Source organism: Roseomonas fluvialis (assembly GCF_022846615.1).
Taxonomy (GTDB): domain Bacteria; phylum Pseudomonadota; class Alphaproteobacteria; order Acetobacterales; family Acetobacteraceae; genus Neoroseomonas; species Neoroseomonas fluvialis.
This window is the reverse complement of sequence record NZ_AP025637.1, coordinates 3,131,543-3,144,656: the sequence shown is the minus strand read 5'-3', so window position 1 is coordinate 3,144,656 and position 13,114 is coordinate 3,131,543. Positions and strand designations below refer to the sequence as shown.

The 13,114-nt window shown below is 70.8% G+C and carries 14 protein-coding genes; 3 read left to right on the top strand and 11 right to left on the bottom strand.

Annotated elements, in window-relative coordinates; genetic code table 11:
• Position 1: 1 nt before the first annotated feature.
• Genes MWM08_RS15290 through MWM08_RS15275 form a run of 4 tightly spaced genes read right to left on the bottom strand, consistent with a single transcriptional unit; the run spans position 2 to position 2,175 of the window.
• Positions 2–733 (bottom strand): sulfite exporter TauE/SafE family protein, encoded by a 732-nt coding sequence (locus tag MWM08_RS15290; RefSeq protein ID WP_244407366.1) that lies wholly within the window; start codon positions 731–733, stop codon positions 2–4.
• A complete protein-coding gene (sdhC, locus tag MWM08_RS15285; RefSeq protein WP_244407365.1) occupies positions 723–1,064 on the bottom strand; it encodes a succinate dehydrogenase, cytochrome b556 subunit in 342 nt (113 codons plus the stop codon). The genes MWM08_RS15290 and sdhC overlap by 11 nt, the downstream gene beginning before the upstream one ends.
• The gene (locus MWM08_RS15280; protein WP_244407364.1) at positions 1,064–1,450 is read right to left on the bottom strand and encodes a succinate dehydrogenase/fumarate reductase transmembrane subunit; all 387 of its coding nucleotides are present in this window, start codon (positions 1,448–1,450) and stop codon (positions 1,064–1,066) included. Before MWM08_RS15280 ends, sdhC begins: the two co-directional genes overlap by 1 nt.
• A complete protein-coding gene (locus MWM08_RS15275; protein ID WP_244407363.1) occupies positions 1,447–2,175 on the bottom strand; it encodes a succinate dehydrogenase/fumarate reductase iron-sulfur subunit in 729 nt (242 codons plus the stop codon). The genes MWM08_RS15280 and MWM08_RS15275 overlap by 4 nt, the downstream gene beginning before the upstream one ends.
• Positions 2,176–2,270: 95 nt before the next feature.
• Between MWM08_RS15275 and MWM08_RS15270 the strand changes: the two genes are divergently transcribed.
• Together MWM08_RS15270 and MWM08_RS15265 are read left to right on the top strand one after the other, a co-directional pair.
• Positions 2,271–3,920, top strand: a complete 1,650-nt coding sequence (locus tag MWM08_RS15270) for a thiamine pyrophosphate-binding protein (RefSeq protein ID WP_244407362.1) — start codon at positions 2,271–2,273, stop codon at positions 3,918–3,920.
• 366 nt (positions 3,921–4,286) lie between these two features.
• Positions 4,287–4,955, top strand: a complete 669-nt coding sequence (locus MWM08_RS15265) for a transglycosylase SLT domain-containing protein (protein ID WP_244407361.1) — start codon at positions 4,287–4,289, stop codon at positions 4,953–4,955.
• On the opposite strand, the gene MWM08_RS15260 is transcribed toward MWM08_RS15265, so the two are convergent.
• From MWM08_RS15260 to MWM08_RS15230, 7 genes are all read right to left on the bottom strand, one after another.
• The gene (locus MWM08_RS15260; RefSeq protein WP_244407360.1) at positions 4,948–6,312 is read right to left on the bottom strand and encodes a class-II fumarase/aspartase family protein; all 1,365 of its coding nucleotides are present in this window, start codon (positions 6,310–6,312) and stop codon (positions 4,948–4,950) included. The two genes, MWM08_RS15265 and MWM08_RS15260, sit on opposite strands and share 8 nt — an antisense overlap.
• The gene (locus MWM08_RS15255; RefSeq protein ID WP_244407359.1) at positions 6,303–6,767 is read right to left on the bottom strand and encodes a hypothetical protein; all 465 of its coding nucleotides are present in this window, start codon (positions 6,765–6,767) and stop codon (positions 6,303–6,305) included. The genes MWM08_RS15260 and MWM08_RS15255 overlap by 10 nt, the downstream gene beginning before the upstream one ends.
• Positions 6,768–6,771: 4 nt before the next feature.
• Positions 6,772–7,884 carry an S-(hydroxymethyl)glutathione dehydrogenase/class III alcohol dehydrogenase gene (locus tag MWM08_RS15250; protein WP_244407358.1) on the bottom strand — a complete coding sequence of 371 codons (1,113 nt, stop codon included), beginning with the start codon at positions 7,882–7,884 and terminating at the stop codon, positions 6,772–6,774.
• A 65-nt stretch (positions 7,885–7,949) separates the two neighbouring features.
• A complete protein-coding gene (locus MWM08_RS15245; protein WP_244407357.1) occupies positions 7,950–9,272 on the bottom strand; it encodes a TRAP transporter large permease in 1,323 nt (440 codons plus the stop codon).
• Positions 9,272–9,673 carry a TRAP transporter small permease gene (locus MWM08_RS15240; RefSeq protein WP_244407356.1) on the bottom strand — a complete coding sequence of 134 codons (402 nt, stop codon included), beginning with the start codon at positions 9,671–9,673 and terminating at the stop codon, positions 9,272–9,274. Before MWM08_RS15240 ends, MWM08_RS15245 begins: the two co-directional genes overlap by 1 nt.
• An 86-nt stretch (positions 9,674–9,759) precedes the next feature.
• Complete coding sequence (locus MWM08_RS15235) at positions 9,760–10,806, bottom strand: TRAP transporter substrate-binding protein (RefSeq protein WP_244407355.1); 1,047 nt, start codon at positions 10,804–10,806, stop codon at positions 9,760–9,762.
• Between the two features lie 99 nt (positions 10,807–10,905).
• Positions 10,906–11,784: a 2-dehydro-3-deoxygalactonokinase gene (locus tag MWM08_RS15230; protein WP_244407354.1), complete on the bottom strand. Its 879-nt coding sequence runs from the start codon at positions 11,782–11,784 to the stop codon at positions 10,906–10,908.
• A gap of 125 nt (positions 11,785–11,909) precedes the next feature.
• On the opposite strand from MWM08_RS15230, the gene MWM08_RS15225 reads away from it, so the two are divergent.
• The gene (locus MWM08_RS15225; protein WP_244407353.1) at positions 11,910–13,097 is read left to right on the top strand and encodes a lactonase family protein; all 1,188 of its coding nucleotides are present in this window, start codon (positions 11,910–11,912) and stop codon (positions 13,095–13,097) included.
• The last annotated feature ends 17 nt before the right edge of the window (positions 13,098–13,114 follow it).

Here is a 13,114-nt window from a genome sequence, read left to right as displayed (position 1 = left end):
TTCAGACCAGCAGCGAAATGCCCGAGACCAGCAACAGCACCAGCAATACCACGCGGAAGCCCTGCGCCGGCAGCACCCGATACGCGCGCAGCCCCAGCCAGGTGCCCAGGACCAGCGCGGGCGTGGCGAGGGCGGCCAGCACCAGCGCCTCCAGCGTGAAGAAGCCGGTCAGGGCAAGCCCGACGCAGGTGATCGCCTGCATGAAGACGATGAAGGGCTGCATGAAGGCGCGGGCGCGGTCCTTCTGCCAGCCCTGGATATCCGCCCACATCGCCGGCAGCGCGCCGACGAAGCCGCCGATGCCCCCCAGGATGCCGCTGAGGAATCCCACCACGCCATCGGCCGTCCGGCTGCCCCGCACATCCGGCGGGGCCATGCGCAGCGCGATGCGCGCCAGCATGTAGCCGGCGTAGACCACCAGCAACACGCCCACGCCCGCCACGATCATCCGCGCCGGGCCGACCACCAGCACCAGGATGCCCAAGGGCAGGCCGGCCACCGCCACGGCCAGGAACAGCCGCATGCGCGGCCATTCGATGTGACGCCACAGCGCGGGCAGGCTCATGCCCTGCGAGATCAGGCTGCCCAGCACCAGCACCGGCGCGGTCACGCTCGGCGAGACTACGTGCAGCAGGATCGAAGCCGCCACCAGCACGAAGGCGAAGCCCGCCATGCCGGCGCAGAAGCCGGCGACGAAGACCGCCCCGGCAACGAGCGCGGCCTCAGACCACATTGAGCAGGAAGATCAGCCCGACCAGCAGGGCCACGCCGGCGGATACCGCCACCATGTCCTTCTGCCGCCGTCGCCAGCCGAGAAATTCCAGCGCCATGACGCGCAGCCCGCCGGCCAGATGCGCGGCCAGAAGCACGACCAGCACCGTCTCGGCCGCCTTTGCCAGCGGGTTGTCCGCCCAGCGCAGGAAGCCCTCGAGCCGTGCCTCGCTGGTGATCGCGCTGCCCAGCGCCCAGAAATGCAGCGGCAGGAACAGCGCGAGCAGCAGCCCCGACACGCGGTGCACCACAAAGGCCAGGTAGGTCGGATGCGATCGCGGCCGCAGGTCCATCACGCATACAGCCCGATGGCCGCCCGGATACCGAAGGCGGCCATCAGCAGCCCGATCCCCAGCCAGGCCAGGTCGGCACCGCGGCCGCGCAGGCCGATCGTCTCGGCGGCGATGTTGCGCAGCCCGATCGCGCCATGCAGCCCGGCCGCCAGCGCGAACACCACGTAGAACAGCAGCCAGGCTTCGTTGCCCTGGGTGCGATCCAGGATCTCGCGCGCGGTCAGCCCGCCGCGCACCGCGGTCACGATGGTCACCAGGTGCACCACCACCGCGATGCCCAGCAGCATCGCCGTGACGCGCTGCACGACCCACAGATGCACGCCCGGCGTTGCGGGACGCGGCCGACCCGCGCGCATGGCGTCGCCCTTCGTCGACGCGTCGCTCACCGTCGCCCCAGCAGCGTGTCCCAGAACAACGTCCGCTTCAGCCCGGCAATCGCCGAGGACGGGTCCAGGTTCTTCGGGCAGCGTTCCGTGCACGATTGCGTGGAATGGCAGGAATGGCAGCCGGCATCCCCCGCCACGGCATCGAGCCGTTCGGCACGCCCGCCGTCGCGCACGTCGTTCACCAGCGTCCAGGCGCGGTTCATCGCGGCGGGGCCGAGGTAGTCGCTGTTCCACGCGACCACATCGCAACTTGCGTAGCAGACGCCGCAGCCGATGCATTCGATGCCGGCATCCGCCTCCCGCCGCGCCTTGGAGGCCGGCGGCACCACCGCGAAATCCTCCGGCACCGCCCCTTCGGCCGCATCCTTCGGCTGGAAGGTGCCCCGCGCACGCTGCCACTTTTCGAAGAAGGGCGTGAGGTCGGCGGCGAGATCCCGGATCACCGGCAGGTTCGCGAGCGGCCGCAGTTCCAGCGCGCCATCCTCGCCGACCACCCGCTTCACATGCGTCCGGCAGGTCCAGCGCGCGCGCCCATTCACCGTCATCGCACACGACCCGCACATGCCCACACGGCAGGCGAAGCGATAGGCCAGGGAGGGATCGATCTCGCGCTGGATATGCGTGACCACGTCCAGCACGGTCTGGTTGGTGCCCGCTGGCACCTCGTAGCGCTGGAAGGCGTCGCCGCGCCACACGCTGACCTTGAGGCTGGCCGGCTCGGCCATGCGTTTCTCCCCTCGCTGCGCGCGAGACTACCGGCGCTGGACAGCCTGTCCAGCCCGTGGCGAGGTGCGCGCGACCATCGAAGGGGAGGAACATCATGGCCGAGACGATCCGCGGCGCGGACATCCTGGTGCAGGCGCTGAAGGTCGCAGGCGTGACCCGCATCTTCAGCCTCTCCGGCAACCACATCATGCCGGTCTACGACGCGCTGGTGGGCTCTGGCATCGAGATCATCCATGTCCGCCACGAGGCTGCCGCCGTGCACATGGCCGATGCCTGGGCGCGGCTGACCGGCGAATGCGGCGTCGCACTCGTCACGGGCGGGCAGGGGCATTCCAACGCGGTCGCCGCGCTGCCCACCGCGATGGCGGGCGAGGTGCCGGTGCTGCTGCTCTCGGGCCACGCGCCGCTCGGCGAACTGGGCCTCGGCGCCTTCCAGGAACTGGAACAGGCCCGCATGGCCGAAGCGGTCTGCAAGAAGGCGTTCACGGCATCCTCGCCCGCCGCGCTGGCGGATGAGGTCGCTGGCGCGATCCGCCTGGCGCGGTCCGGGCGCCCCGGGCCGGTGCACCTGTCGCTGCCGACCGACGTACTGGATGCGCGCATCTCGCCGCCCACGCTGCGCGGGCCGGCGGCCTATGCGGCGGCGCCCATGCCGTTGTCGGCCGACAGCGCCGCGGCGATCGCCCATGTCATCGGCCAGGCCGAACGCCCGGTGATCGTCGCGCCACCGGCGCTGTGCACGCCGTCGGGTCGCGCCGCGCTCTCGGCGCTGTCGGCGGCCTCCGGCCTGCCTGTCGCGGCCATGGAAAGCCCGCGCGGATTGGGCGACCCCTCGCTGGGTGCCTTCGCGCAGGTGCTGGCCGAGGCCGACCTTGTGGTGCTGCTCGGCAAGCCGCTCGACTTCACGCTGCGCTTCGGCCGCGCGCCGGCCATCGCTGCCGCCGCGCGCTTCGTCGTGGTCGATCCCGACGCGGACCTGCTGTCGCGCGCCGCGCGCAGCCTGGGCGAGCGCATCGCCATCGCCGCGCTGGCCGGGGCGGCGGAGGCGGTCGCGGCCCTCACGGCGAATGTCGCCCCCCACGGCAACACCGCCTGGGCACGGCGCCTGGCGCAGGCGATCGCATATCGCCCGGCGGCCTGGGACGCGCTGGCCGGCGCGCCGGAAGGGCCGATCCACCCAGCCACGCTGTGCCACGCGCTGCGCCCCTTCATCGCCGCACCCGACAGCGTGCTGGTGATCGATGGCGGGGAGATCGGACAATGGGCGCAGTCGATGCTCGGCGCGCCGGCGCCGCAGGAAGGAGCGCCGGCGCGCATCATCAATGGCGTGGCGGGCGCGATCGGCGCGGCCATTCCCTTCGCCTTGGCCGCGCGCGTGGCCCGGCCTGGCGTGCCGATCCTGTGCGTGCTCGGCGATGGCACCTTCGGCTTCCACATGGCGGAGTTCGACACGGCGCATCGCCACGGCCTGCCCTTCGTGGCGGTGGTGGGCAACGACGCGAAGTGGAACGCCGAGCACCAGATCCAGCTGCGCGAATACGGTGCGAACCGCGCGCATGGCTGCGAACTCGCACCCGGTACGCGCTACGACCTGGTGGTCGCTGCCCTCGGCGGCCACGGCGAATTCGTCACGCGGGCCGAGGATATTGCCCCGGCGGTGGAGCGTGCCTTCGCCTCCGGAAAGCCGGCCTGCGTGAACGTCGTGATCGAAGGCCAGGCCGCGCCCAGCATCCGCCTGGCCTGAACCGGGGCGCAAGACAGCCGGGCGGGCGGGCCAGGAGTGCCCGCCCGCGAACCGCGCGAATGGCATACAAATAGTTAACTTCAAAATATTCAAACAGGATATGCCCGGCCAGCTGCCGAGTACGATACATCAAAATACTTCATTTTTAGTATGCCCCAATCCTGCCGCATTGACTCGTGCGGCATTCCTGTCTGGCTGTTGTGACAATTTCTGTTTGATCTTTCGGTGGGGCTGTGATGATTGGGCCCCATGACGACCGCGAATGGATCGTCGGCACCCCCCTGCCGACGACATGTTGCGGCGCCCGCGCGCGTGATGCCGCGGGTCGCCCGTCCCTCCGGGATCCGGCTCCGCCGGGTCTGGGCCATGGCAGATCGACGGCGACGACGCCTGCTGTCGCCGGTCTTCGCAACCGTGCTGGTCGGCGCCTTGGCGCTGTCCACGGCCGCCTGCGCGCAGCATGAGCCGCTCGAGGACCTCGCACTCGCGGCACCCGCGCTGCGCGACACCTCGCCCCGCGGCGCCTGCCTCGAGGCGGCGCGCGAGGCCGAGCGCAAGCACGGCCTGCCCGAAGGCCTGCTGGTTGGCATCGCACTGAACGAAAGCGGGCTGCACGCGCATGCCCTCAGCATCCGCGGCCGCGCCTATTACCCCGACACGCGCGCGGAAGCCGTGCGCCTGATGCGCGCAGCCGGCGGGCGCGCCATGGCGGGCTGCGTGCAGGTCCATACCGGCGTGCATGCGCGCGGCGGGCAGGATTGGCCGCTCGACCCCTGGCGTGCCACCGATTGGGCCGCGGGCTACCTGCGCCAGCACTACGAGACCTATGGTGACTGGGGCCTGGCCGTGGTGCGCTGGCATGGCGGTTCGCCGCGCCAGATGACCCGCCTGGTCTGCCGCGTGCGCAGCAAGATCGACGTGGTGGCCCCCGACAGCGACCTGTTCAGCGAACGCTGCCGCGGCACCCAGGCGCAGATGGCGACCTTCCGCCGCAACGGTGCGGCGCTGCTGGAACTGGCCGAGGCGGCTAACTGACCCCCATGCCGGCCGCGCGCGCCAGCACGCGGTCGGTGAAGGCACCGGCGGCGCCGAGGTAGCCCGCCGGGTCCGTCATGCGCGCGATGGCGGCGGCATCGAGCTTCCCGGCCAGCCGCGCATCGCCCAGCAGGGCTTCGGTCAGGCTGCCGCCCTTGTCGCGCACGGTGTCGCAGGCGTCGTTCACGACGTGATGCGCCTCCATCCGACCGAGCACGGGCGCAAGGCCCATCATGACCGCCTCGCTCACGATCAGCCCGCCGGTGGCATCGAGGTTGGCGCGCATCCGCGCCGCATCCACCACCAGGCCTTCCGCGATGAAGCGCGCCTGCGACAGCGCGCCATGCGCCAGCAGGAAGGCCTGCGGCAGCGCGAGCAGTTCCGCCTGCCAAGGGCCGGTGCCGCGCTCGAGGTCCTGCGCCATCGCGCCCAGCATCTGCGGCACCAGCGCATGCACGCCGCGCGACTGGGACAGCACGTACTCACACGCGATCGGGTTGCGCTTCTGCGGCATGGTCGACGACCCGCCGCGGCCGAAGACATGCGGTTCGGACACCTCGCCATATTCGGTCTGCGACATCAGCATGACGTCGGTGGCGATCTTGGAGAGGTTGCCGCACAGGATGCCGAGCCAGCAGGTCGCCTCGTTCAGCCCGTCGCGCGCGACATGCCAGGGGATATCGGCCTCGGCCAGGTCTAGTTCGAGGGCCAGTTCGCGCGACACGTCCAGGCCCTGCGCGCCGAGGGACGCCAGCGTGCCCGCGGCGCCGCCGAAGGACAGGCGCAGCGCGCGTTCGCGTATGCGGGGCAGGGCATCGAGCGAGGCCAGCAGCGGCGACAGCCACACCGCCACCTTGTAGCCGAAGGTCACCGGCAGCGCGTGCTGGAGATGCGTGCGCCCGGCCATCACCGTATCGCGGTGCGCCGCCGCCATGCGCGCGAGTGCGGCGTTGGTCGCGCGCAGGTCGACCTCGATCAGCGCGAGCCCGTCGCGGACCTGCAGCACCACCGCGGTGTCCATGATGTCCTGCGTGGTGGCGCCCCAATGCGTCCAGCGCCCGGCATCCGGGCCGGCCAGGGCGGTGAGTTGCTTCACCAGCGCCACCACCGGATAGCCGGTGTTGCGCGTGGCGGCCGCCATGGCGGTGCGATCGAGGCGCGAGGCATCCGACGCGGCCGCGGTGATGGCCGCCGCGGCCTCGGCCGGGATGATCGACAGCCGTGCCTGCGCACGGGCGAGCGCCGCTTCGACATCCAGCATCCGCTGCAGGAAGGCGTCCTCACCCATCACGGCCCGCATCGCGTCGGTACCATAAAGCGCGCCGAGCACGGCGCCGTCGGCGGGGTTCACGGGCATGGCGTTTCCTCTCGGTCGGTCGTGCTCGATGCGCGCGGTGGGGTGACATTGGCCGCCGCCGGCCGCGCGCGGTTGACCCAGGCGAAGACAAGGCTCGCCACTAGTCCGCCAACCGTCGCGGGCAATGCGACGAATGGATTGTATGTCCCAAAGCCGAAGGGCCCGGCGAATGCGCCGACGATGGGATAGGCCAACGCGGGCAGCCGCGCACACTGCATCAGCGGCAAAAGGATGAGCGTGACTGGAATCAGGTAGATCGAGCCAATGATGGCGCCGAACTTCAGCAGGTCCCGCAGGTCCGACTGCCCTGCTCCTGTCCGTTGGCCCGCCCAGTGGAATGCGAGCGTGCCGGCGAGCGCCGCCAGTGGCGTGACAAGGAGTCCCAATGCGAAGGGGCGGTTGCGGAACGCCGCGGCTTCCTTTGCCTCCTCACTCAGAACCACCTGCACGCGCATGGCGTCAGTACACCACCACCGAGCGGATCGACTTCCCCTCGTGCATCAGGTCGAAGGCGTGGTTGATCTCATCGAGCGGCATGGTGTGGGTGATCAGGCTGTCGATCTCGATCTTCCCTTCCATGTACCAGTCCACGATCTTCGGCACGTCGGTGCGCCCGCGCGCGCCGCCGAAGGCCGTGCCGCGCCAGTTGCGCCCGGTCACCAGCTGGAAGGGCCGCGTGCTGATCTCCTGGCCGGAGGCCGCCACGCCGATGATGATGCTCTCGCCCCAGCCGCGATGCGTGCATTCCAGCGCCTGGCGCATCAGGTGCACGTTGCCCACGCATTCGAACGAGAAATCGGCCCCGCCGCCGGTCAGGTCCACGATCGCCTGCACCACCTTGTCGCGGCCGACCGCGTCGGGGTTCACGAAGTCGGTCATGCCGAACTTGCGTGCCATTTCCTCGCGCGCGGGGTTGATGTCCACGCCGATGATCTTGTCGGCACCCACCATGCGCGCCGCCTGCAGCACGTTCAGCCCGATGCCGCCGAGCCCGAACACCGCGACATTCGCACCTGGCCAGACCTTTGCAGTGTTGATGACGGCGCCGATGCCTGTGGTCACGCCGCAGCCGATGTAGCAGATCTTGTCGAAGGGCGCGTCCTCGCGAACCTTCGCCAACGCGATCTCGGGCAGCACGGTGAAGTTCGCGAAGGTGCTGCATCCCATGTAGTGCATCACCGGCGCGCCGTCGCAGGAGAAGCGCGACGACCCATCCGGCATCACGCCCTTGCCCTGCGTCGCGCGGATCGCGGTGCACAGGTTGGACCGCCGCGACAGGCAGGTTTTGCACTGCCGGCATTCGGGCGTGTAGAGCGGGATCACGTGGTCACCGGGCTTGAGCGTGGTCACGCCCGCGCCCACGTCGCGCACGATGCCCGCGCCCTCATGGCCCAGGATGGCGGGGAAGATCCCCTCGGGGTCGGCGCCCGACAGCGTATAGGCATCGGTGTGGCACACGCCGGTCGCCATCACTTCCACCAGCACCTCGCCGGGCTTCGGCCCGCCGATCTCGATGGTCTCGATGGTGAGCGGCGCACCTGCTTTCCAGGCGACGGCGGCGCGGGTCTTCATGGGGCGCGGGACTCCGTGGGTTCGGCGCGCAGGATGGTCCGGCCGCGCGGGCGCGCGCAACCCGGTCAGGTCAGCGTGCGCACCACCGCCAGCGACAACCACGGAAACGCCACGCACAGCGCCAGCCGCACGAAATCGGTCAGCAGGTAGGGCAGCACGCCGCGATAGATCGCCCCGATCGGGACGTCTCGCGCCAGGCCGCTCACCACGAACACGTTCAGCCCGATCGGCGGCGCCGTCAGCCCGATCCCCACCACCACCAGCACCAGGATGCCGAACCAGATCGCCGTCTCCTCGGTGGTCAGCCCGAAATCGAGCGCGGTGATCACCGGGAAGAACACCGGCAGCGTCAGCAGCATCATCGCCAGCTCGTCCATCACCGCGCCGAGCACGATGTAGACCGCCAGGAACGCGATCAGTACGCCATAGGGCGGGAAGCCCTGCTCGCTTACCCACATCGCCAGCAGGTCCGGCGCCTGGGACAGGGCGAGGAAGGCGTTGAACACCTCCGCCCCCAGCAGGATGGCGAAGATCATCGCCGTCGTCTCGGCTGTGGCCTTCAACGCATCGACCACCTGGCGCGCGCCGAGCGTGCGCCGCGCGAGGCCCACCAGTAGCGTGGCGGCGCAGCCCACCGCCGCACTCTCGGTCGGCGTGAAGACGCCGCCATAGATGCCGCCCACCACCACCACCGCGATGGTCAGCACCGGGATCACGTTGCGCAGCGCGGCGGCGCGTTCGTCGGGGGCCACGCGCGGCCCGGCGGGGCACAGGGCGGGACGCAGCCGCACCAGCACCGCGATGGTCGCGATGTAGAAGCCCGTCGCCATGAGACCGGGCACCAATGCGGCCATGAACAGCCGCGCGATGTTCTGCTCCGTGCTGATGGCATAGACCACCAGGATGACCGAGGGCGGGATCAGAATGCCAAGCACGCCGCCCACCGCGACGGTGCCCGCCGCAAAACCCGGCGCCGTGCCGTAGCGCCGCAGTTCCGGCAACGCCGCGCGCCCCATCGTCGCGGTGGTCGCGACCGAGGACCCGCACACCGCCCCGAACCCCGCGCAGGCGCCGATCACACCCATCGCCAGCCCGCCGCGCTTGTGCCCCACCAGCGCATTCGCCGCCACGAACAGATCCCGCGCCAGCCCGCCGCGTTCGGCCAGCGCCCCCATCAGGATGAACAGCGGGATCACCGACAGCGTGTAGTTCGCGAACAGGAAGAACGGCGTGGTCTTGAGATACGCCAGCAGCCGCGTCCCATCGACGATGTGGACATAGCCCGCGCAGCCTACCAGAAGCATCGCGAGGCCGATCGGGCAGCGCAGCGCCAGCAGCCCCAGCAGCGCCGCGAAGCCGATCCCGGCGACGACGAATTCCTCCGCCATCAGCCGCGCCCCCGCGCCAGCCGCGCCACCCAGTACAGCGCTGCCAGCCCCGTTGCCGCGAAGCCTGCCGCTCCCAGGCCGATCGCCCACCAGATCGGCACCGCGAGCAGCCCGATCGTCGTGGTGTGCGACGCCAGCGCCTCGGCCGCGCCCACTGCCATGCGCTCGGCCAGCACCAACGCCACCACGCCCCACACCAGGTTCCAGAAGCCGTCGATGGCGTCGTTCACGCGGGCCGGCAGCCAGGTGGTGAAGCTGTCCACGAAGATGTTCGCACGCATCAGCGTGCCCTGCGCCAGGAAGCCGAGCACCGCCAGACCGCCACCGATCTGCACCAGCTCGATATCGCCCTTGATCGGCGCCCCCGCCAGCCAGCGCAGCAGCACCGATGCGCTGACCATGAAGGCCACACCCAGCAGCGCGGCGCCGCCGGCCAGCGCGAAGCCGGTCGCGATGCGCGCGACCGGTCCGTGCGGTGCCTGCGTGCTCAGCTCACGCCCTGCCCGTGGCGGGCGACCAGCGCGCGGGTTTCCTCGACCAGCGCCGCACCGTCGATGCCGCGCTCGCGCATCGCCGAGATCCAGGTGGCCGTCACCGGTGCGGTCGCCTCGCGCCAGCGCGCGGTCTCGGCGACGCTCAGTTCAGTGATGGCATTGCCGCGGCGGCGGACCATCTCCTCGACCACCGGCCCCTGGTCGTCCCAGACCTTGGCGGCCATCTCGGCCGCCACAGCGCCGGAATTGGCGTCCAGCACGCGCTTGAGGTCGGGTGCCAGGCCTTCGTAGCGCGCCTTGTTCATCGCCAGGATGAAGGACGCCGAATAGAAGGTCGGCGTGCCCGGGATGCCGACATGGTTGCGCACCATCTCGTGGATGCGGATGGCAGGCACGACTTCCCAGGGCACCACCGCGCCGTCGATGACGCCCTGGGACAGTGCCTCGGGCACCTGAGGCACCGGCAGGCCGATCGCGGTGGCACCCAGCGCCTTCAGCGCTTCGCCGGCCTGGCGCGTGGGGAAGCGCAGCTTCAGGCCGCGCATGTCGTCCATGGTGCGCACCTCGCGTCGCGCATGGATCAGCCCGCCATCATGCGCCCAGGCCGTGATGATCTGCGTCTCGGCGAAGTCCGGGCGCATGTGCCGGTCGAACAATTCCCAGGTGACGCGCGCGTTCACGCTGGCGCGCTTGTGCGCGATGAACGGCAACTCGATCACCTCGATGCGCGGGAAGCGGCCCGGCGTGTTGCCCGGCAGCGTCCACACGATGTCCGCCACGCCATCGCGCGCCTGGTCGTACAGCTGCGGTGGCGCGCCGCCCAGCTGCATGGACGGGAAGATCTGTATGCGCAGCCGGCCGCCGGATTCGTCGCGCACCTTGTTGGCCCAGGGCATCAGGAAGTGCCGGTGCACGTTGGACACCGCCGGCAGGAAATGGTGCAGCCGGAGCGATACCTCCTGCGCGGCGGCGCGGCGGGGGGTCAGCAGCGCGGGTGTGGCCAGCGCGGCGCCGGACAGCAGCAGGCGGCGGTGCAGCATCGGATCGTTTCCCTGATTTGAAGCCTTGCCGGGATGAGGCCCCCGGTTCACGCCGGTTTCAAGCGAAACCGCACGCCGCGCAAGGTCCCTTTCCGCCGCCTAATCCAGCCGCGCGGCAAGCAGGTGCAGCCCGCGCGCCGCCGCATCCGGTTCGGCCATTGTGTGTGGAATGCCGAAGGCGTCCAGCGCCGCGGCGTAGCGTGAGGTCAGCCGCTCCGCCCCGATCAGGATGACGGGCGGCGCTACCCCAGCCTCGAGCGCGGCCGCGACCTCGTGCCCGATCAGCAGGCCGGACAGGAAGGACGTGCCCTCGTCCTCGCCCACTTCGTCGAACAGGGCGGCGGCGCGCAGGCCGAACAGGTGGTGCAGCAGCCCGCCGCCCTGCTTGGCGCGGGCCACGCCGCGCGCGAACCCCACGGCGTCATAGGGGGCATGGGCATCGACCATGCGCGCCAGGATGGTGTGCTGCGACAGGGCCGCGAAGGCTTCGCCGCTCAGATGCGTGGTGAAGCGGGTAACGGCGCCGCCCGCCAGGCTCGCCCATTTGGAATGGCTGCCCGGCAGGCAGACCGTCGCCGCTTCGGTGCCGAGCGCGGCGCCCAGGATCTGGGTTTCCTCCCCGCGCATCACGTCGGGTACGCCGTGCGGGTCGCGCCAGGACAGGCCCGGGACAATACGCACCCGCGCATCGGGGAAGGGCACCGTGACCGTCGCCGCGGCCAGGCCGGCCAGGTCGGCGGGGCAGGGCAGGTAGGGCGCTTCCTGCCAGCCATGACGACTGCCGGCCATGCCGCACACCATCACCCGGTCCACGCCGGCCGCGATCCAGTCGCCCACGACGGCCCGCAGCGCATCGGGGAAGCCCCCAGGCTCGATGCTCAGGATGCCGCGGGGCGTTTCGCGCCGCGTCAGGATGGTCCCGTCGGCTGCCAGCCGATAGGCGCGCAGTGTGGTCGTTCCCCAGTCGATTCCGATCATTCGCGTTCCTCAGCCCCGCCCATCGCAATGCCTCAGTCGGGGGGGCTGGTGCAACCATCGCTTGCGTGTGCTGCCACCCGGGCCGAACATCCCGCCGCCGGGCCATCGAGGCGGAGGAAACACCCATGAGGTCAAGGCTGCTCGGCGGCGGCGCGCTGGTGCTTGCGCTCGCGCTGACCGTCCCGGCGACCGCGCAGATCGCGGTCTCGGGCAACGACAACAGGCGACGGCTGGACAACGGCGTGAACCGTGTGGTGCCCAACGCACCGGCGGACAGCATCACCATCATCGACCTGAACGGGCGCGCGCCGCGCGTGCTGGGGGAGGTGGCGCTGTCGCATTCCGTCGTGGGCCCGCCGACCTCGGTCGCGATCACGCCGGACGAACGCTTCGCCATCGTCACCTCGGCCGAACGCCTCGACCCCGCCGACCCGACCAAGGCCGTGCCGGACAACCGCGTCCAGGTGGTCGACCTGCGCGCCACGCCGCCCCGCGTGACCCAGACAGTCGAGGCCGGTGCCGGCCCCTCGGGCGTGTCGGTCAACCGGGCGGGCAACCTGGTGCTGGTGGCGAACCGCAATGCCGGCACGGTCAGCGTGTTCCGCCTGGCGAACGGCACCCTCACGCCGGTCTCGACGGTCACGGTCGGCAATGCGACCTCCTCGCCTGCGCATGTGCAATTCACCCCGGATGGCCGGCGCGCGCTGGTGACGCGCGACGATGCCGCGGCGTCCTTCGTCAGCGTGCTCAACATCGATGGCGAGACGGTCACCAAGACCGATCGCGACATCACCGCCGGGCTGCGCCCCTATGGCATGGGCATCACGCCGGACGGGCGCTGGGCCGTCGCGGCCAATATCGGGCGCGGCGGCGGGGACAACGACACGGTCACGCTGATCAACCTGCAGCGCGAACCCTACCTGGCGGTGGATACGGTGTCGGTCGGCCCGACGCCCGAGGGCATTCAGGTCAGCCCTGACAACCGCCACGTGGCGGTCACCATCCACAACGGGTCGGCGCGCCCGCAGGGCCATCCGCTGCGCGGCCGCGGGCAGCTGGTGATGCTGCGCATCGACAATGGCCGCTTGCGGGAGGTGGCGCGCGCGCCGATCGGCGACTGGGCGCAGGGCATCGCCTTCTCACGCGATGGGCGAACGGTGCTGGTGCAGAACATGGCGGACCGCAATATCGCGGTGTTCCGCTTCGAGAACGGGCGGCTGCGCGACACCGGCCAGCGCATCGCGACGAATGGCGGCCCGGCGGCGATCCGCACGGCGGATGCCCCGCCGGCGCCGCCGCAGCGGCGCAATTGAGGCCAGGCCGGGGCGCC

Coding starts and splice junctions, on each gene's coding strand:
- MWM08_RS15230 (WP_244407354.1), bottom strand. CDS start 11,784: ATGATCGGAATCGACTGGGGAACGACCACACTGCGCGCCTATCGGCTG.
- MWM08_RS15235 (WP_244407355.1), bottom strand. CDS start 10,806: ATGCTGCACCGCCGCCTGCTGCTGTCCGGCGCCGCGCTGGCCACACCC.
- MWM08_RS15290 (WP_244407366.1), bottom strand. CDS start 733: ATGTGGTCTGAGGCCGCGCTCGTTGCCGGGGCGGTCTTCGTCGCCGGC.
- MWM08_RS15275 (WP_244407363.1), bottom strand. CDS start 2,175: ATGGCCGAGCCGGCCAGCCTCAAGGTCAGCGTGTGGCGCGGCGACGCC.
- MWM08_RS15225 (WP_244407353.1), top strand. CDS start 11,910: ATGAGGTCAAGGCTGCTCGGCGGCGGCGCGCTGGTGCTTGCGCTCGCG.
- MWM08_RS15270 (WP_244407362.1), top strand. CDS start 2,271: ATGGCCGAGACGATCCGCGGCGCGGACATCCTGGTGCAGGCGCTGAAG.
- MWM08_RS15265 (WP_244407361.1), top strand. CDS start 4,287: ATGGCAGATCGACGGCGACGACGCCTGCTGTCGCCGGTCTTCGCAACC.
- MWM08_RS15260 (WP_244407360.1), bottom strand. CDS start 6,312: ATGCCCGTGAACCCCGCCGACGGCGCCGTGCTCGGCGCGCTTTATGGT.
- MWM08_RS15255 (WP_244407359.1), bottom strand. CDS start 6,767: ATGCGCGTGCAGGTGGTTCTGAGTGAGGAGGCAAAGGAAGCCGCGGCG.
- sdhC (WP_244407365.1), bottom strand. CDS start 1,064: ATGGACCTGCGGCCGCGATCGCATCCGACCTACCTGGCCTTTGTGGTG.
- MWM08_RS15245 (WP_244407357.1), bottom strand. CDS start 9,272: ATGGCGGAGGAATTCGTCGTCGCCGGGATCGGCTTCGCGGCGCTGCTG.
- MWM08_RS15250 (WP_244407358.1), bottom strand. CDS start 7,884: ATGAAGACCCGCGCCGCCGTCGCCTGGAAAGCAGGTGCGCCGCTCACC.
- MWM08_RS15240 (WP_244407356.1), bottom strand. CDS start 9,673: ATGGTCAGCGCATCGGTGCTGCTGCGCTGGCTGGCGGGGGCGCCGATC.